This is a genomic window from Bacteroidota bacterium (assembly GCA_026391695.1).
GTDB lineage: Bacteria > Bacteroidota > Bacteroidia > Bacteroidales > JAGONC01 > JAPLDP01.
Map to the genome: position 1 here is coordinate 24,399 of JAPLDP010000029.1, position 17,640 is coordinate 42,038.

A 17,640-nucleotide genomic window follows, 5' to 3' on the forward strand; every position below is an offset into this window, starting at 1 on the left:
GGGATAGGTTTTAGTTACTACTTGTTTTAAGAATTCCTGTGGAATTCCGCAGCCAAGATATGCTAAAATAAGATTTTCTCCAAATTTTGATGAAACTTACATTGATTTTTACCGGCTCTATGACTCAATGCCACTTAAAAATTTTGAGACCGGCAGAAAAGAAGATCACACCGGTAGCAGCCATAAACAGGGAAGGACCGGAGATATCCCTCAAGTCGGCTCCCTCAATAAAAACACTTCGTAACCCGTCGGCCAGCATGGTAAGAGGTAATTTCTGGATAATAGGAATACTCCACTCCGGGAAATTATGATAGCTGAAAAAAATACCCGATAGCACCATCATAGGCATGACGACGACATTAATAAAGCCATTACCGATTTCGGTTTTCGATGTGTGCGATGAAATAAAAATAGCTATACCGGCAAATGCTATATTACCTGTTATAAAGATGATCAGCAATCCGGCAACACTGCCCTGAACAGTGATTCCAAAGACAATATTGGCAAAAAGAAAAAGCAGGGCTGATTCCACGAAATTCATCGCTACCCGCACGGATATCAGCGTAATCAGAAAATAGGATTTTTTCATCGGCGTAGCCACCAGCCGACGAAGTAGTTTTTTAGATCTCTTTTCGATAATACCCCATGATATACCCCACATGCTCGACATCATGACGCCCATAGCTATCAGTCCGGGAACCAGAAAATCAATATAGCGGGTGCCGCTGACTGTTAAAGGAATGATATTTTCATTGATTATATTGACCTTTATCTGCCTCCTGCTGAAGACATCCGAAAGTTTAAGATAGGTTAGCTGCGCATCAGGATTTAAGGGATCAAAATGATATTGTATCTCGCCATCTTTTTCATCTATCACCAGGTTCAGATTACCGCGTTTAAGCCGGATGATAGCATCTTTCCATGAGGTCTTCTGAAATAAAAACGTGGTATTCCCCAGCTTATCATCAGGTATAGTCAATTTATACTGTGACGTGTTATTACCGGAAATAATCTTTTCAGTGTTGGATTGTAAAAAGGTTTCTATCACATGAAGGGTATCATCAATCGTGCTGTCTATCCCATTTCTTTCAATAACAGCGACTTTCCTCGTGATATCGGGTTTTTGGGTGAAAGCTATTCCCAGTCCAAGCGACATAAGTATCGGAAAAACAATGCCCCAGAAGAGAACACCCGGCTCACGGATGAGCTCCTTGAATTGTGCCGAGAGCAACTGAAAAAACTGTCCCTGTCGAAAGAGATTATACATGCAAATGTCTTCCTGTTAATGATATAAACAGATCATCCAATGTATATGTATTTGTTGAGCTGTCATTTTTTTCCGACAGAAGCTGTCCTAATGTGCCTTCCTTTAAAATTCGTCCCTTGTCGATGATGATGATATAGTCGCAAAGCTGCTCAGCTTCCTCCATATAATGGGTTGTGAGGACAAGAGAAGTGTGCTCCTGTTCCTTAAGCTTCAGAAGTATCGACCAAATTTCCCTCCGGGCATTGGGATCTAAGCCAGTAGTAGGCTCATCCAAAAGCAAAATCCGGGGTTTGTTGATCAAGGCTATACCGATGGCGAGCCGTTGCCGTTGTCCCCCTGAAAGATTGACGACATAGGCTTTTTTTTTCTCCTCCAGGCCAATAATATCCATGATTTCGGCAGCACGTTCATGGCCAAGGCGAAAAAAGCTGGCAAAGAGCCTGAGTGTCTCCCAGACAGTCAATTTATCAATAAAATGAGTTTCCTGAAGCGACAGGCCGATGATCTGGTGCAGGGTATCCTCATGACCTCTCCATGGCATGCCCAGAATATATATTTCTCCTGCATCAGGTTTCTGAATACCTTCTATCATTTCCACCAGGGTCGTCTTTCCGGCACCATTAGGTCCCAGCAAAGCAACAAACTGCCCCTGTGGAATCCTGAGGTCAATGCCTTTGACAGCCTGCACGGTTTTAAAGGACTTATGTACTCCTTTCACTTCAATGACAGGATCGGCATTTATCGTATCTTTGCCAGGAATATTCATGAGTGATCAATGTAACAGGCTTATTTGCAGAATTTGACCGATTCAGGTGCCGAAATTACAACAAAAATCCCTGAGGAATGTTTGATAGATAAAACTAAAGTATGCAACAGATGCCATTAACCAGACTTCGGAATATTGGTATTGCAGCTCATATAGATGCAGGAAAAACAACAGTTACAGAGAGGATACTTTTTTTTACAGGGACTAACCGGAAAATCGGAGAGGTGCATGATGGCCAGGCCACGATGGACTTCATGAAGCAGGAGCAGGAAAGAGGGATAACCATCGCGTCGGCTGCCATCACCTGTTTCTGGAAAGGATCGCAGATCAATATCATTGATACCCCGGGACATGTGGATTTCACTATTGAGGTTGAACGGTCATTGCGAGTGATCGACGGCATGGTCGCTGTATTTTGCGCTGTCGGCGGCGTAGAACCCCAGAGCGAAACAGTATGGAACCAGGCCGACCGCTACCGGGTGCCGCGTATAGCTTTTATAAATAAAATGGACCGTGCGGGCGCAGACTTCAATGAAGCTGTAGCCCAGATGAACAAGTATCTGGATGCCAATGCTGTTCCATTCCAGATTCCTATTGGCGCTGAAGAAAACTTCCGTGGCATCATCGATATCATGGAAAGAAAAGCCTTTATTTTTGATGACAAGGAATGGATTGAAACGGACATTCCTGCCGGGTACAAAAACACCTGTGAAGAAGCCCGTAACTTACTTATTGAGAATATTGCCGACTTTAACGAGGAAATAATGGAACTTTTCCTTCATGACAAGGAAGTGACGACAGAGAGCCTGAAGCTGGCCGTGCGTGAGGCTACGCTGAAGTTACTCATCACTCCCGTTTTCTGCGGTGCAGCATACAAAAACAAGGGCATACAGCACCTTCTCGACGCTGTGATAGATTATCTGCCCTCCCCCGTCGATGTCGGTGCTGTCATTGGCTTAGATGTCGATGATCCTGAAAAATTCCATTCACGCCACCCATCGCCAAAAGATCCCTTTGCGGCGCTGGCATTTAAACTTATCACTGATCCCTTTGTTGGTCAACAGACATTTATACGCATTTTCTCCGGAACCCTGAAAAGCGGCATGCAACTCGTAAATTCGACTAAGAACAAATATGAGCGTGCCGGAAGAATTCTTAAAATCCATGCAAAAGCCAGGGAAGAAACCGAAGAAGCCGGGCCCGGGGATATTGTCGCCCTTATCGGCATGAAGTACACTAAAACAGGTGATACCCTCTGCGAAGAAGGTCACAGGCTGTTTCTCGAATCCATCCACGTCCCGCCTTCTGTTATTGAACTCAAGGTAACACCCCTGAGACGGAAAGACCTGGAAAAATTCAGCGAGGCACTGAAAAAACTTTCGAATGAAGATCCGTCATTTCATTTCCACTTTGACGAGGAAACAAATGAAACGATCATCTCAGGAATGGGAGAGCTGCACCTTGAGATCATCATCGACAGGCTGAAATATGAGTTTGATGTGGAAGTGGAAACTGGTGAACCCTCTGTGTCATTCAGGGAAACCATTACCGGTGAAACGGAGTCGAATTACAGGCATGTCAAGCAAACCGGTGGCAAAGGACAGTTTGCACATACGGTCATACGCATTGAACCCAACGAAGGAAAAGGATATGAATTTGTAGATAAAATCAAGGGAGGAGCTATTCCTACTGAATATGTCCTGTCAGTCAACAAAGGCATACAGAAAACAATGGAAAAAGGCATCCTGGCCGGTTATCCCATTATGGACATAAAAGTGGTGCTGCTTGATGGCAGCTATCATCCGGTTGACTCGTCGGACATGGCTTTCCAGACCTGTGCTTCGATCTGTTTTAAAAACGGATTCATGAAAGCCAACCCTATACTCCTCGAACCTGTGATGAAAGTCGAGGTCAACACGCCTGACGATTATATCGGAGATATTGTGGGAAATCTTCACCGGCGACGCGGCAAGATCGAGGCGATGCGGAGATTCAGAAAAGGATCACAGAAAGTTAACTGCTTTGTTCCGTTGATGGAGATGTTCGGTTATTCCACACAGCTCCGCAATCTTTCCAGCGGCAGGGCAGCCTATTCCATGGAATTCTTTAAATATTTACCCCTGACCAAAACTTTACAGGATGAGGTGTTAAAGAATCTGGCCGAAAAGAAAAAATCAGGATAAGTAGCAGCCAAACAGTTTATATGATCTATTCCGCAGGCTTTTTTCCTGTCAGAAGAAGCGACTCCCTCAGCCGTGTCGAGAGAAGAAAACTCACTACCATCAGGCCTATGAGCACGAGCAATGATAAAGTCATGGACCCTGTGCCCGGAGCCTTATACAGATCCATGCCAAAGATGAAAATGATACCTGATATCTGTCCCATGAGAATTAGCAAACCATTTGTCGTGCCTTCAGGTGCCGGATTGGCTATTTCTGCCCCATATTGAAATCCTATCGGTCCCGCGCTGAGCAGGAAAAAACCCATGACAAAGGAAGCTGCCAGCAACAGCCCGTAACTGGTAGCATACGTGATGCCGATGAGGCCTAATGTGGATGCGCCCAAAGCGATAAGAATAAAAGGTACCCGTTTACGGTAGCGGTCCGACAGAAAGGGCATGATCACAGCGCCTACAATGCCCCCGAGGACCATCAGTCCGCCGGATAATCCGGCCTGTGTGATGGTAAATCCCCGTGGCCGCAGGATATCTTCGATCCATGTTGTCACACAGTTGAAAACCCCTAATCCAATAAAAAAGACTACCATCAACAGGACGAAATCCTTTTTATGTAAAGCATTTCTGAGTCCGTCAAACACCAGCGACCGCTCCTCCTGCCCCGGCAGGCATGCCGGTGTGGGCGGACGCTCCCTGGCAAGAAATATAAACAGAACAGCCGAGAAAATCGAAATAAACCCATAAATGAGCAACATGGTGCTGATACTATGGCTGATGATAAGAAACGGTGTTAGCGCCATGCCAATGACAATACCCAAATACATGGCAAGAGCGCCCAAACCCGTGGCTGTCGCCCTTTCCTGTATTGGAAACCAACGGGCAGCGATGGCAGTGGTCGAGTTGAGTATAAATGGTTGCCCAATGGCAATTCCTATTTGTGCTATCAAAACAAGTGTATAATCCGATGCAAATATGCCACGCATAAGCCCGAAGACACCCGTGAGGACAGCACCAATGCCGACGGCTACCTTAAATCCATATGTATCGATGATCCATGAAGCCGGTAGCGATACAAAAATGTAGACGATCATAAAACTCATGGAAAGCAGGCCGATGCTTAAATCCGACACACCATAAAAGCTGGCGGCACTACCGGTGATAGGTGCAAAGGTTATCCATAACAATTGATTGACTATGGAGACCGACATGAATGCGATGAGAATGATCCATCGGTAACCATAAATTTTGAAGTTCTCAGGTTCCATGTAAAGCACTTTATTAAGTAAAATTTTGTGAAACGGCCAAAGGTATAAAAAAAGTCAGTAGTATCAATTATTTAGATTCTGCCCTGATAAAGAACATTTTCATCTTGCCTTTACCTTTTACCTCTATCTCTTCCCTTTCCTCGAATTTGAACTTATCTTTAACGAGGTTGTAGGTTACATCGGAAATATTGATCCGCATAGGTTCAGAGACATTTTCTATTCGGGAAGCAGTATTGATAGTATCACCAAAAACATCGTAAATGTATTTTTTAACTCCGACCACACCGGCAATTACAGGGCCGGAATGGATGCCCACACGAATCCGCCAGTCTATTTTTGATTCAAGGTTTTTCTTTTCCAAATATTGAATCATCTCCACGGCTGACCAAATGATATTTTCGGCATGTCGTGGATTTTCATCCGGCAAACCGCAAACTGCCATATATGCATCACCAATGGTTTTTATGCGTTCACAATTATATTTCTCAATAATGGTATCAAATGCAGTAAAGATTTTATTCAATTCATCAATAAGAAACTTTGGCTCCATTCTGGCAGCCAGTTCAGTAAAATCCACGATATCGGTAAAACAGACTGTAACGTTTTCATAGAGCTGTGGTTCTGTCTTGCCTTTCTCCTTCAGGTCAGTGGCAATGCCTGACGGTAGTATGTTCAATAACAATTTGTCAGATTTATCCTTCTCGCTGACAATGATCTCATTTGCTTTTCTTTTCTGGCGAAGGCTTAAATAAATGACAACAGCAAGCATGATAAGTAATGCGATACCACCTATCAGCGAATTTCGGAATATCCTGTCCTTTTTTATGGTCAGGGTCTGAATAACTTCTTTTTGTTGCAGTAATGTAATAACCCTATCCTTTTTTTCAGTTTCATATTTTACTTCAAAGTCAGTGATCTGTTTATGTATTTCCTCACTATAAAGTGTATCCTTTATGTCCACATATTTTTTATAATAATTCAATGCTTCAGAATAATTCCCCATTGCAGCGTATAGATCGGAATACAAGAGGTAATTGGTTTTCAGCTGATCCTTAAGACTAATCTGGTCAGCAATTTTTGTACTCTGCGACAAATAACTGATGGATTGGTTATAAGCGCCCTTTACCTTGGAAATATCGGCCAGTGTTGCATAAACAGAAGCAAGATTAACAGGTCTATCCAGTTCCTGATAAATTCCAACAGCCAGCTGGAGGTATTGAATGGCCGCATCATATCTCTGCTGCCCGAAGTAACAACTTCCCATATTCGCATTCAGAGTTGCAATCAGATCCTTGTTATTCTGTTCATTTGCCATTGTGTGAGCCATTTGGAAATATTCCAAAGCTTTGTCAAATTGTTTCTTATGTGAATAAGCCACTCCAATGTTATTCAGGCGGTTAGGGATCTCTCTTACTTTACCGAGTGCTCTGTCAATCGCCAATGCCTCTTCAATGAATTGTATGGCCTGGTCGAACTTTTCCCATTCTTTGTAAACCAAGCCAATATTGTTCAAAGAAATGGCCATACCTGCTGAGTCACCTAATTTTTCTTTGAGTTTTAAAGACCGTTCATAAAAGAGAATGGCAGTGTCATAGCGTCCCCAGGAATCATAAATAGAGCCAAGATTGTTCAGTGACTTTGCTATACTTTGGGTATCGCCCTGTTGCATATCCAATACAAGAGCTTTATTATAGTAGGCAACAGCACTGTCATAAGTTCCTAATTTTTTATAGGCCAGACCAATGTTATTATAGCGGGTGGCATAATTAGCCGGCACTTTAATTTTTCTGTCTTCCGAAAGGGCTCTTTCATACCATGTTATCGCCTCATGATAATTATTCATCATGAAATAGCAAATCCCGATATTATTCAATGCTTCAGCGATTTTTTCCCTATCCGGTTCGCTCACAGTGTTTTCCTTTTGAAGAAATGAAAGGTACTTCTCGATGGCTTCGGAATATTTCCTTTGGTCAATTAATGCATAAGCCCTGTCATAATCAGTGAGCGTATCATTTTGAGCATTGGCTTTCAAGGTCAATACCACAATGACCAGAAAAAATGAGAATATGCCCAAAATCTTTAAAATCCTCATTCGCGAGATGATGAATTAGCCATATCCAGTAATGTAACTAATGCGGATCAGGTTGTAACGAGATTTCCTCCTGACAGTGCAAATACTATGGTTGAAGCAGGGCTTGTGCCGGGTCCGTATACCAATCCCTCATTATCATCTTCAAGACGGATACCGGATCCACCAGGTCCATCTGTCATACAATACACTTTAGTGATGGGAGGAGTGTCATTTTTATGATTCAATAGAAAATTTTTTATCTCCTGCCTGTTGATCGAGGTATCGACATAATGGGAATATATCTGAAAACTGATCGCGCCAATGCAATTGGAACTGACAGGTATGACAGATGGTACAACGTATGTTGGTGACACTACAACACTGCCTTCATTCCATCCAAGATATGGTGTTCCTGTTGTCAATTTAGTTTTCAATAAACCAAGATGGTCGACCAAACCTTCTAATAATTTTGTCAAATCGCCTCCGCCGGTTGCAATAAATGATGCTTCTTTGAGCAGGGTAGCTGGATTTCCCTCGGTGATGAGCTTTACATTTATCTTAAAAAAAGAGAAGAGTTGCTTAATATCCTGTATAAATGAATTATAATATTGTCCGTCATAAGCATATGGAATAAGCAGGACCTCGCTTATTTTCTGGCTGTTTAACAGCCATGTTATCTGCGATTTTAAAAAGTCGGAAAACAACAGGATGTCATAGTTGTTTTCAAGGTTAGCAAGTGTTAATTTTCTTTTCATGGCGATCATCTTAGTAAATATTAATTTAGATAAAAAGTTTGCCAAATATAATGAAAATTTGCCTGATTCGCAGGTGAATATTTTTGGATTTTAAATATTGCCATAATCCGGTTTATTCCGTTCAGGTGTATACAAATCTATGCTGGCTTTTTTCGTAAAGAGTACCAAATAATAAATGTACTTACCAAGGCCATTACAGCAAGACTAACCAGGTAAGATGGATTAGAGAATATCTCAGGGATACTATGAAATATTTGAGATGTAATGGTATATGAAAGAAAATAATTATTTATAAATATTTCGGATAACGAAATAATCTATCCTTTTTTAAGGGTGAATGAAAAGGTGGATCCCACACCTGGCTTGCTGCGCACATTAACCGTTTGCTCATGCGATTCAATGATATGTTTTACGATGGCCAACCCTAAACCGGAGCCTCCCATGCCACGCGAACGGCTCTTATCCACCCTGTAAAAACGTTCGAAAAGTCGGGGTAGATGCCCGGCATCAATGCCAATGCCATTATCGGATACTTCAACCAGGATCTGCTCATCCATGTCATAAAAGCTCAACTTGGTCCGGCCACCCGTGTGCCCATATTTTATTGAATTATCGATCAGGTTAATCAAAACCTGCTTGATACGCTCCTTATCAGCCCAAACAAAAATGTGGGAATCTTTTGCGACTCCTGCCTGAAAAATCAGATGAATATCTTTTTGTTTTGCCTTATCTTCAAGTAACTCAAAAACATCATTAACAAGCGCTACTATATTGAACCGGGTATATTCTAACTTCAACATATCTGACTCCAGCTGCGAAATAATCTCCAGGTCTTCCACAATGGTGATCATACGTTCAACATTCTTCGCCGTTTTATACAGATAGACCTTATTCACTTCGGGATCAAGATATGCACCTTCGAGCAAGGTGAGGATATATCCCTGAATATTGAAGATCGGCGTTTTCAGCTCATGCGAGATATTACCTAAAAATTCCCTCCGGTAGGCTTCCATACTCTTCAGTTTTTCGATTTCCTCTCTTCGTTTCACAGCCCATTCCATGACTTCTTCATTGACAGTATGAATGATATCTTCCTTCAAATCGACTTTTGCCACTTTCTCATCTTTTGAAAGCTTTAGTGTCCGGATGGTCTTATAAACCAACTTAATCCTGTCGTGTATATATTTTTTCAGAATAAAGGAAAATGTAAAGAAGGTCACCGCAAGTATGATGACTCCGGATAAACCGAATACGAGCCAGTGGATATGCTGATATACCAGAATGCTGATAATGGTATAAACAGCCAGATAAAATACCAGGATAACTGCCGAAGCAAGGAGAACAAGGTAGTATGGTTTTGACGGTCGCATAAATTCAATTATCAATGATCAAGGATCAATGATCAATAAAAAAAATACAACCAACTGATCATTGATCATTGTTCATTGATCATTGTTCATTGATCATTGTTCGTATTTGTATCCAACTCCCTTAATGGTTACAATATTGTCTGTGCCCAGTTTTTCACGGATCTTCCTTATGTAAACGTCAATGGTACGTTCACCGACAATAATATCATCACCCCATATTCTGGCATATATTTCTTCGCGTGTGAACACCCTGTTGGGTTTGGAAACCAATAGGGCAAGAAGTTCAAATTCTTTTTTGGGCAGCGTGAATGACCTGCTTTTAAAATGGACCTCGTATGCCTCGCGATCAATTATCAGGTCGTCCGCAGAGGAGCCTGTTTCCGGCTTTTCATCAGATATCCTGTAGCGACGCAGCAACGCCGCTACCTTGCTTATTAGTAAACGGGGCTTGATGGGTTTGGTGATGTAATCATCAGCACCGGCGTCAAATCCGGCAATCTGGGAGTAATCTTCACTCCTGGCGGTAAAGTAAGTGATGACGGTATTTTTAAGCAGTTCGATATCTCTCATCTCCCGGCATGTTTCAATGCCATCCATTCCGGGCATCATGATATCGAGGATGATCAACTGCGGCACATGTTGCCGTGCAAGCGTTACAGCTTCGTCACCATTGCCGGCAGTAATCACCTGGTATCCCTCCTTGCGCAGATTATAACCTACAAACTCCAGTATATCTTCTTCATCATCAACAATAAGTATTTTAATATCACTATTGGTCATTATGCTTGGCTGTTTTTAATTGACCTCACCCCCCGTCCCCCTCTCCTCCAGGAGAGGGGGTGAAGGGGGTGAGGTGGTTTGGTGATCATACCAATTAATTTGTGCAACTTCAAATTACTACAGTATCCAAAATTACAAAAGAAATATATCATCTACACCTTGTTCTTGTGTTTCTTATGCCGCAGCACTTTGGCTTCCAGGTAAAAAATAATCTCCTCCGATATATTTTTGGTATGATCTCCTACCCTTTCAATTTTACGTATGGCGATTAGTAAGTTGAGATGATTTATTATGCCCTCAGGATTTTGTTTGATGATACTCGCAATGTTACCAACGGCATTTTTATTACTGTTATCCAGTAAATGATCCCTTGTGAATACATTTCTGGCAAGGCGGTTGTCTTCATTTTCAAAAGCAGTCAAAGCTTCTTTCAGCATATCGATGCCGGCATCAATGATATCCGGCAGATTTGTCTTTTCAAGATGCTCTTTTTCAAACGGTTGTGTACTTTCTTTGACGATTTTTGCCAGTCCCCATGCAAAATCGCCAATGCGTTCAAGATTATAGTTTATTTTAAGCACAGCCAGTACAAACCTGAGATCATTGGCAAGAGGATTGAATAAAGCCAGGAGGTTCTCGCAGTCCATATCAATTTTCAGCTCAAAGGCATCGATAAGCTTTTCTGTTGATGCCATTTCCGCAATGATATCCTTATTAAAGTTTTCAACGGCATCACGGGCCCTGGCAAGCTGACTGATGACCAGTTCCCACTCGTCGATGATATCCGACTTTAATATTTTCAATTCAGTATTGAGATGCGTCATAACATTTAAAATTTAAAATCTGACCAAAGTACATAATATTTTGCTTTTCACTGGTAAAACAGGATCAACCGAACTTACCCGTAACGTAATTTTGTGTTTTTATATCTTTCGGATTTGTAAAAATAGTTTTTGTTACATCCCATTCAACCAGTTCACCCAGGTAGAAAAAAGCAGTATAATCGCTAACGCGGCCTGCTTGCTGCATATTATGTGTCACGATGATAATCGTATAGTTTTTCTTTAATTCATAAATCAGGTCCTCGATCTTACCCGTCGATATCGGATCCAAAGCCGAGGCAGGCTCATCCATGAGTACCAGCGATGGCTCAATGGCCAGTGCACGGGCAATACAGAGCCTTTGCTGCTGTCCTCCTGAAAGATCCATAGCCGATTTTTTCAGGTTGTCCTTTACCTCTTCCCACAACGCTGCCTGCTTTATTGAGTCAACTACCTTCTCCTCAATATAATGCCGGTCATTCATGCCGTTTACCCGCAGCCCAAAGGCCACATTCTCAAAAATCGACTTTGGAAAGGGATTCGGTTTCTGAAACACCATGCCGACTTTCTTGCGCAATTCATCCACTCTGATGTTTTTATCATATACATCCAGTCCGTCGACAAAGGCACTTCCGGTTGTCGTGACACCATGAATCAGGTCGTTCATGCGGTTAAAGACACGCAAAAGTGTCGATTTCCCGCATCCCGACGGGCCAATGAACGCTGTGATGGTATTCGCCATGGCCGTGAAGTTGATATTCTTCAATGCCTGGAATTCATCATAGTATAAATTTAAATCCTTTACTTCTACTTTATATTCTGACATATTATACTGTTATTACTTTTTTCTGGAGCGGTATGACCTGATGAAGTTGACTGATAAATTTGCGATCAATACCATTGCAATGAGAACAAGCGCGGTACCATAAGCCATAGGCCTCGACTTTTCGATATTTGTCCCGCTGGTCGTCAGGACATAAAGGTGATACGGTAAAGCCATCACCTGGTCGAAAATGCTATGAGGCAATCTGGGTAAAAAATATGCTGCTACAGTAAAGAGAATGGGCGCCGTCTCACCCGAAACCCTTCCGATTGATAAAATCAACCCCGTCAGAATGTTAGGAAATGCAACCGGTAAGACGACTTTTCTTACGGTATACAGTTTTGTAGCTCCGAGTGCATAACTGCCGATGCGCAAGCCATCATCCACCGACTTGAGGGCTTCTTCGGTGGTACGTATAATGACCGGTAAAACCATCAAACCAAGGGTAAGGGAGCCCGCAATGATGGAATCGCCGAATTTCAGCGTGTTAACAAACAAAGCCATGCCAAACAGCCCGAAAACAATCGAAGGAATACCTGCCAGGTTATTGGTCATCGAACGCATGAATTTCTTCAGAAAAGTCTCACGGAGATACTCATTAATATAAATACCTGACAACACACCTACCGGAAAAGCAAAGATCATACTGCCTGCAACCAGGCAAAGGGTTCCGACAATAGCCGGGAGAATTCCGCCTTCAGTCATGCCCTCTTTTGGCATAGAGGTGAGGAAGGTCCAGTTTACAGCCGAAATACCATGGATTACAATGAAGCCCAAAATAATAAAAAGGACAGCCACAACCATCAGGCTGATTATCCTGAAGGTGTTAAATGCTATGGCCTGTGTTAGCTGTTTCTTGGTCATCTCTTTGCTTTTACCAGTTCGACTAACGAATTAAAAACAAAAGTTATAATAAAAAGGATGATGCCTAAGGCAAACAAAGCTTTGAAGTGGGTGCTGCCAAAGGGTGCCTCACCAAGCTCTGCGGCAATGGTGGCAGGGATCGTCCTGACAGGTTGTAAAAACGATGACGGGATCACCGAAGCATTGCCGGTGACCATTAATACGGCCATGGTCTCCCCCACTGCCCGTCCTATTCCAAGAATGGCTGCGGCTGTTATGCCTGATATTGAATGAGGTATAATGACCCGTCTGATAGTCTGCCATTTGGAAGCGCCTAAGGCAAGGCTGGCTTCTTTAAGGGATACAGGCGTTGTACGTAGAGCATCCTCCGTGATCGTTATGATCGTCGGCAATGCCATGATAGCCAGGATAACACTGCCTGCCAGGGCCGTTTCACCGACAGGCAGGTTAAAAGTTTTCTGAATAAGAGGGACAAGCACCACGAGGCCGAAAAAACCATATACAACTGAAGGGATGCCCGACAATAATTCAATGACAGGCTTTAAGATATTACGGAAACGGTTGCCTGCCACTTCAGCCATGTATATTGCAGTCACCAGTCCTATTGGCAGTGCAAGCGCTATTGCTCCCAGGGTAACCCACAGTGTACCGAGGATGAGCGGTAGTACTCCATATAATGCAACAGGAGAGGCCGTGGGATACCATTGCTGGCCGGTCAAAAATTCACCGACACTGATTTTATGGACAGGGATTATTTTCCATCTGAAGTTCCCGGTTATATAAGCCTTGGAAATATAAGCGAAAACTCCGGTATGTTGCTGCACAAAATCATTGATACGCTGGGGCAGATACTCGAAATTCGCACCAAGTTCCTCTTCAGAATAATAATTACCTATTTCTGAAATGGTAAGCAGGATAATGCTGTCATTATTACCACCCAGTGTTTTCCAGTTTGTGATGTCCTGGTTAAATATATCCTTTAAATGACGCGCACTTAACTGGTTAATTGGATTATCCTGGTTTACAACGATTTCATAGTTATTTTCGACCGGACGGCTGTTAAATATACCCAGCCCTTCCCTGAAAAGAAACAAAATAATAAAAAGCACGGTTATTGTTGTAACCGTGCTGCTGCTGAATAGGATGCCTACTGCGACTTTTTCTGAAATTCTCCGGTATTTTTTCAATTCTCTTGTATTGACCTCTCCCCATTCCGGGGGTGACTAATAAGTTAAAATGTTTTAGGTTTCTTCCTTTGTGTCACTTTGTGTATTCTTTGTGAACCTTTGTGTTACAATTAATTAGGTTAACCACAAAGGGACACAAAGGCAATCACCAAGGAACACTAAGGGCTATTGAGACAACCTCCACAGGGGGCGATGTCACTTTATTGGCACATACCCTTCCTCATGAACGATTTTCTGTCCGTCGGCCGATAAAATAAAATCAACGTATGGCTTAACCGTCTTTTCAATTGATGTTAAGTAATAATAATACAAAGGCCTTGTAATAGGATATGTTTTATTTTTTGCTGTTTCGACTGCCGGAGCGACATAGGTCTTCCCCTGGTCATAAGACACCTTTAAAGCCTTAACGTCCTTATTGATATAAGCCAGTCCGATATAACCAATAGCACCGGCCGTCTGGCTGACCGACTGGACGATGGCGCCTGTGGCAGGCATCAATAAGGCCGTTGTTGCAAAATTCTTCTTATTGAGTACATGCTCTTTAAAGAATTCAAATGTACCTGAGCTCGACTCGCGCGAGTAAGCAATGATTTTCATATCGTCACCACCCACTTCTTTCCAGTTTGTGACCTTACCGGTAAAAATATCCTCCAGTTGTTCCCTGGTAAGTTGATTCACCTTATTGGCAGGATTGACGACGACGGCCAGTGCATCATAGGCGATGATGACTTCCTTAAAGGCCTTGCCGGCATCCTGCAGTTTGATTTTCTCGTCGAGCTTCATCTTGCGCGATGATTGCGCAATGTCGGTAGTCCCGCTTAACAATGCTGCCAGACCGACACCCGAGCCACCGCCAACAACAGAAATGGATGATCCCGGGTTCTTTTGCATGTAAACCTCAGCTTCTTTCTGCGAAAGAGGCAAACAGGTGTCACTTCCTTTGATTTTACATACGACCCTTTGCGCCTGAACAAGTGCAGGTACCGCAAAAGCTATGACTGATAAGGCAATGATGATCTTTTTCATAATCTATTTAAATTTTAGTGCGAAATAACAATTTGTGTATTAACTGATTTTTAAGTCAATATTAATTTACTGTTAAGAAAGTTGGGTAAAATTCATTTTAGAATTTGTATTGTAACCTCAGAGTAAAGACATTATCTTTTATATCACCTGCAAAATCTTTTAATGGGCTCTTGTTGGTTATTGCGCTTGTTGATTCGTTTTTTACGATATCATAATATGCGGTTAATTTAACATTGCTGTTCCAGCGGAAAGCCCAACCAATACCAATGGTCGAATATTTAATATCCGTCGACGAAGTTGGTTTTGCTCCTTTGGGTAAGGATTTCGCATTTGCACCAATGTCATTTCCTGAAACGTCAGTATTCGGATCATACCAGTCATATTTAAAGATGAACTGATGTCGTGTCTGAAAGATGTTCTGAACCAGGTAGAAATAGAATCCATCTAATTTCCGTCTGTAGGCATCGGAGCTCACCGCAGCGTTTGCTACAGTGGTATAACCGGTGATGGCTCCGGTGGTATCATAGATGGCGGTTGTCGCGTATGGAACTGAAGGATTCTGTGTTGGCTGGGCAGTAGCACTGGTCGTAGTCGAAGAAGTACCCGGCTGTGTACCCATGATAAATTCCCCGCGTATCTGTGTCATGCCAAATGGGAAATCAAAGGCAAACTGTGCATCAACCCCAAAATATTCTCTTTTCAGCATGTCACCTATCGCTGAACCTGCTGAGTCCACCACAAACGCCTTCATTGTACCGCCCTCCTTCAAAGTGACATCCTTCATTGAATAGTTAAATTTTGTTGCTTGTTTCCAGCCACCATAATAATAGGATACTCCAACCCCATACTTGATGTTCTCCTTTTTGTTGCTTTTCACAATCGCCAATCGTCCGATAAAGTCCTTATATTTATCGAAATCGACTGCCGTATTGCCGGTGCCATTTATGAGCGCCAGATCGAGCGATATAAAATTATACTTTGACGTTTTTGGAGGCTGAATGGTCAATTTGGCACCCAGGTCTCTTTCACCAGGAAAAAGAGTCTGCACGAATCTGGAACGCTCAGGTGATTCCCTTATACTGGACGAATAGACAATTTCATATCCGAAAGGACGGTTAAAAACACCACCGGTCAAAGTAAAATACTTTGTCCACGGATCCGTAAAACTTGCATAGGCGTCCTTAATAGCGACACCTCTTTCAGTCACATCCAATTGCAAAACATATTGCGACCAATCATTATCATACGTAAACTTAACACGTCCACGTCGCACCGAAAAACGGTTATCGACATCTGCCGTGAAATTTCCACCGGCAAATGACGGGATGCCTGCTTGTTCGGCCTTCTGCCATTGCGCCTGGATATAACCTGATATTTTCAGCCGTTTCAGAACGGTCAGGTCCGATTTGACCTGCTCAACAGCCGGTGTAAGTGTATCGGCCTTTTGCTCATCATTCACCTGTGCTGCGGCAGGTAAAATTCCGGCCATAATTAATAGAATGATGCCAAAGAAATAAAATTTGGATTGTGTGATTTTCTTTTTCATAGGTTTATTATTTTATTTTAAATAGCCCCGGACTTTAGTCCGGGGTAAGCAAATGACAACCAATTTATTACCGGACTTTAGTCCGTTAATTTTTAAAATATGCGCGATATTTTAATCGCTGCAAAGTACCTGTGTTAATGTTAATTGAATATTAATTGAACGTAAAGAAATGGTGAAGATTCCTGTCTATTAGCCTCACCCCCCCGTCCCCCTCTCCTCCAGGAGAGGGGGTGAAGGGGGTGAGGTGATTTGGTTAAATTCCTAGCAGTTCGCTGCGGAATTTGGGTCCAGGGCTTGCCCTGGGGTTCATACCTGTGATTAACTACCTCAAAATTCCACAGGTCGCTCTTATGGAGTCTGTTCTGCCAAAAAAAGTTACCTTACAGAATAAAATCGTTAAATTTGTTTAAATTTACAGAGTGCGCTGATAAGAGAAGTATAAATTACAGCCGTATACACATACGTTACGCATTTTAAAAATATAAGAACAAGGAAAAATGAAAAAGCTAATTATAATTTGCTGCATTCTTTTGCTTACTCTGATAGCTTGCAAAAAGGACAATCATTTAATGTACGAAGGAAAAATTACAGGTTTCGATGCAAGTAAGTGTATGTGTTGCGGAGGATGGTTCATTGAAATAAACAATACTACATTCAGATTTTATAATTTACCAGAAAACAGCAATTTAGATTTATGGAATGAACCTTTACCAATCTATGTTGAAGTAGTTTGGAAAAAAGATGAAAAAGGTTGTTTAGGAGATGAAATAATTATTGAATACATAAACATAGATTTTCACGGTAAACAACCACCCGTATTTTACGAGTAGGAAGCTCCCTCAAAGGTAACATTCATATTGTTAAGCCAGGAGTATTTCTGCCTGGAAAATTGTTTCATTACCTCGAGAATGAGCGGGAGGGTT

At 42.3% G+C, this 17,640-nt stretch carries 15 protein-coding genes; 2 read left to right on the top strand and 13 right to left on the bottom strand.

The features are described 5' to 3' along the window. Positions 1-124: 124 nt before the first annotated feature. Entirely contained in the window at positions 125-1,267 is a 1,143-nt protein-coding gene (locus NT175_03005; GenBank protein ID MCX6233680.1) for an ABC transporter permease, read from the bottom strand. After that, on the bottom strand, positions 1,260-2,033 hold the full coding sequence (locus NT175_03010; GenBank protein MCX6233681.1) for an ABC transporter ATP-binding protein: 774 nt from the start codon (positions 2,031-2,033) through the stop codon (positions 1,260-1,262). Before NT175_03010 ends, NT175_03005 begins: the two co-directional genes overlap by 8 nt. A gap of 101 nt (positions 2,034-2,134) precedes the next feature. On the opposite strand from NT175_03010, the gene fusA reads away from it, so the two are divergent. Beyond that, complete coding sequence (gene fusA, locus NT175_03015; protein MCX6233682.1) at positions 2,135-4,216, top strand: elongation factor G; 2,082 nt, start codon at positions 2,135-2,137, stop codon at positions 4,214-4,216. Positions 4,217-4,241: 25 nt separating this feature from the next. On the opposite strand, the gene NT175_03020 is transcribed toward fusA, so the two are convergent. From NT175_03020 to NT175_03070, 11 genes are all read right to left on the bottom strand, one after another. Then, on the bottom strand, positions 4,242-5,474 hold the full coding sequence (locus NT175_03020) for an MFS transporter (protein MCX6233683.1): 1,233 nt from the start codon (positions 5,472-5,474) through the stop codon (positions 4,242-4,244). A gap of 67 nt (positions 5,475-5,541) precedes the next feature. Further along, positions 5,542-7,566: a tetratricopeptide repeat protein gene (locus NT175_03025; protein ID MCX6233684.1), complete on the bottom strand. Its 2,025-nt coding sequence runs from the start codon at positions 7,564-7,566 to the stop codon at positions 5,542-5,544. 47 nt (positions 7,567-7,613) lie between these two features. Beyond that, positions 7,614-8,300, bottom strand: a complete 687-nt coding sequence (locus tag NT175_03030) for a Type 1 glutamine amidotransferase-like domain-containing protein (GenBank protein ID MCX6233685.1) — start codon at positions 8,298-8,300, stop codon at positions 7,614-7,616. Positions 8,301-8,617: 317 nt separating this feature from the next. Next, positions 8,618-9,670, bottom strand: a complete 1,053-nt coding sequence (locus tag NT175_03035) for an ATP-binding protein (GenBank protein MCX6233686.1) — start codon at positions 9,668-9,670, stop codon at positions 8,618-8,620. A 93-nt stretch (positions 9,671-9,763) separates the two neighbouring features. After that, positions 9,764-10,450, bottom strand: coding sequence for a response regulator transcription factor (locus tag NT175_03040; GenBank protein MCX6233687.1), 687 nt, complete (start codon positions 10,448-10,450; stop codon positions 9,764-9,766). 152 nt (positions 10,451-10,602) lie between these two features. Next, on the bottom strand, positions 10,603-11,274 hold the full coding sequence (phoU, locus tag NT175_03045; protein MCX6233688.1) for a phosphate signaling complex protein PhoU: 672 nt from the start codon (positions 11,272-11,274) through the stop codon (positions 10,603-10,605). Between the two features lie 64 nt (positions 11,275-11,338). Next, a complete protein-coding gene (gene pstB / locus NT175_03050; GenBank protein ID MCX6233689.1) occupies positions 11,339-12,097 on the bottom strand; it encodes a phosphate ABC transporter ATP-binding protein PstB in 759 nt (252 codons plus the stop codon). A 12-nt stretch (positions 12,098-12,109) separates the two neighbouring features. Beyond that, the gene (pstA, locus tag NT175_03055) at positions 12,110-12,958 is read right to left on the bottom strand and encodes a phosphate ABC transporter permease PstA (protein MCX6233690.1); all 849 of its coding nucleotides are present in this window, start codon (positions 12,956-12,958) and stop codon (positions 12,110-12,112) included. Beyond that, on the bottom strand, positions 12,955-14,145 hold the full coding sequence (gene pstC / locus NT175_03060) for a phosphate ABC transporter permease subunit PstC (protein MCX6233691.1): 1,191 nt from the start codon (positions 14,143-14,145) through the stop codon (positions 12,955-12,957). The genes pstA and pstC overlap by 4 nt, the downstream gene beginning before the upstream one ends. A gap of 195 nt (positions 14,146-14,340) precedes the next feature. After that, on the bottom strand, positions 14,341-15,171 hold the full coding sequence (locus tag NT175_03065; protein MCX6233692.1) for a phosphate ABC transporter substrate-binding protein: 831 nt from the start codon (positions 15,169-15,171) through the stop codon (positions 14,341-14,343). A gap of 97 nt (positions 15,172-15,268) precedes the next feature. Further along, on the bottom strand, positions 15,269-16,717 hold the full coding sequence (locus NT175_03070; GenBank protein MCX6233693.1) for a hypothetical protein: 1,449 nt from the start codon (positions 16,715-16,717) through the stop codon (positions 15,269-15,271). Between the two features lie 497 nt (positions 16,718-17,214). On the opposite strand from NT175_03070, the gene NT175_03075 reads away from it, so the two are divergent. Further along, positions 17,215-17,547 (top strand): hypothetical protein, encoded by a 333-nt coding sequence (locus NT175_03075; GenBank protein ID MCX6233694.1) that lies wholly within the window; start codon positions 17,215-17,217, stop codon positions 17,545-17,547. The last annotated feature ends 93 nt before the right edge of the window (positions 17,548-17,640 follow it).

What these genes read in the sequence shown, in the direction of transcription:
- pstA (MCX6233690.1), bottom strand. Translation starts at nt 12,958, where the DNA reads ATGACCAAGAAACAGCTAACACAGGCCATAGCATTTAACACCTTCAGG.
- phoU (MCX6233688.1), bottom strand. Translation starts at nt 11,274, where the DNA reads ATGACGCATCTCAATACTGAATTGAAAATATTAAAGTCGGATATCATC.
- NT175_03030 (MCX6233685.1), bottom strand. Translation starts at nt 8,300, where the DNA reads ATGAAAAGAAAATTAACACTTGCTAACCTTGAAAACAACTATGACATC.
- NT175_03070 (MCX6233693.1), bottom strand. Translation starts at nt 16,717, where the DNA reads ATGAAAAAGAAAATCACACAATCCAAATTTTATTTCTTTGGCATCATT.
- fusA (MCX6233682.1), top strand. Translation starts at nt 2,135, where the DNA reads ATGCAACAGATGCCATTAACCAGACTTCGGAATATTGGTATTGCAGCT.
- NT175_03065 (MCX6233692.1), bottom strand. Translation starts at nt 15,171, where the DNA reads ATGAAAAAGATCATCATTGCCTTATCAGTCATAGCTTTTGCGGTACCT.
- NT175_03040 (MCX6233687.1), bottom strand. Translation starts at nt 10,450, where the DNA reads ATGACCAATAGTGATATTAAAATACTTATTGTTGATGATGAAGAAGAT.
- NT175_03035 (MCX6233686.1), bottom strand. Translation starts at nt 9,670, where the DNA reads ATGCGACCGTCAAAACCATACTACCTTGTTCTCCTTGCTTCGGCAGTT.
- NT175_03020 (MCX6233683.1), bottom strand. Translation starts at nt 5,474, where the DNA reads ATGGAACCTGAGAACTTCAAAATTTATGGTTACCGATGGATCATTCTC.
- NT175_03005 (MCX6233680.1), bottom strand. Translation starts at nt 1,267, where the DNA reads ATGTATAATCTCTTTCGACAGGGACAGTTTTTTCAGTTGCTCTCGGCA.
- NT175_03025 (MCX6233684.1), bottom strand. Translation starts at nt 7,566, where the DNA reads ATGAGGATTTTAAAGATTTTGGGCATATTCTCATTTTTTCTGGTCATT.
- pstB (MCX6233689.1), bottom strand. Translation starts at nt 12,097, where the DNA reads ATGTCAGAATATAAAGTAGAAGTAAAGGATTTAAATTTATACTATGAT.
- NT175_03075 (MCX6233694.1), top strand. Translation starts at nt 17,215, where the DNA reads ATGAAAAAGCTAATTATAATTTGCTGCATTCTTTTGCTTACTCTGATA.
- NT175_03010 (MCX6233681.1), bottom strand. Translation starts at nt 2,033, where the DNA reads ATGAATATTCCTGGCAAAGATACGATAAATGCCGATCCTGTCATTGAA.